Annotated in this window: 1 protein-coding gene; it reads left to right on the forward strand. The window is 56.5% G+C overall.

The window, feature by feature from the left end:
• A partial coding sequence (tuf, locus tag OSH04_RS19655) for an elongation factor Tu (RefSeq protein ID WP_266109104.1) occupies positions 1-1125 on the forward strand: 1125 nt, incomplete at both ends.

Below are 1125 nucleotides of genomic sequence, written 5' to 3' on the forward strand. Positions count from 1 at the left end.
GGTACTATCGGTCACGTTGACCACGGTAAAACCACTCTGACCGCTGCAATCTGCACGGTTCTGTCCAAGGCATACGGCGGCGAAGCACGCGATTACTCGCAGATCGACAACGCCCCTGAAGAAAAAGCACGTGGTATCACCATCAGCACCTCGCACGTTGAGTACGAGACGCCTAACCGTCACTACGCACACGTTGACTGCCCCGGCCACGCTGACTACGTCAAGAACATGATTACCGGTGCTGCCCAGATGGACGGCGCTATCTTGGTTTGCTCGGCCGCTGACGGCCCAATGCCCCAGACTCGCGAGCACATCCTGCTGAGCCGTCAGGTTGGCGTTCCTTACATCATCGTGTTCCTGAACAAGGCCGACATGGTTGATGACGAAGAGCTGATCGAACTGGTTGAAATGGAAGTTCGCGAACTGTTGTCCAAGTACGACTTCCCTGGCGACGACACCCCGATCATCAAGGGTTCGGCCAAACTGGCTCTGGAAGGCGACGAAGGCCCACTGGGCAGCCAAGCCGTTCTGGCTCTGGCCGAAGCGCTGGACAGCTACATTCCTACGCCTGAGCGTGCCGTTGACGGTACCTTCTTGATGCCTGTTGAAGACGTGTTCTCGATCTCCGGCCGTGGTACGGTTGTGACCGGTCGTATTGAGCGCGGTATCATCAAAGTCGGCGAAGAAATCGAAATCGTGGGTATCAAAGACACGGTCAAGACCATTTGTACCGGCGTTGAAATGTTCCGCAAACTGCTGGACCAGGGCGAAGCTGGCGATAACGTCGGTCTGCTGCTGCGTGGTACCAAGCGTGAAGACGTGGAACGTGGTCAAGTTCTGGCCAAGCCCGGTTCGATCAAGCCACACACGGACTTCGACGCCGAGGTGTACATTCTGTCCAAAGAAGAAGGTGGTCGTCACACTCCTTTCTTCAAGGGCTACCGTCCTCAGTTCTACTTCCGTACGACTGACGTGACCGGCACCATCGAGCTGCCAGAAGACAAGGAAATGGTTCTGCCAGGCGACAACATTTCGATGAAAGTGTCCCTGATCGCTCCTATCGCCATGGAAGAAGGTCTGCGCTTCGCTATTCGCGAAGGCGGCCGTACCGTTGGCGCTGGCGTG

It is taken from the genome of Alcaligenes nematophilus, assembly GCF_026344155.1.
In the GTDB taxonomy this organism is placed as follows: domain Bacteria; phylum Pseudomonadota; class Gammaproteobacteria; order Burkholderiales; family Burkholderiaceae_B; genus Alcaligenes; species Alcaligenes phenolicus.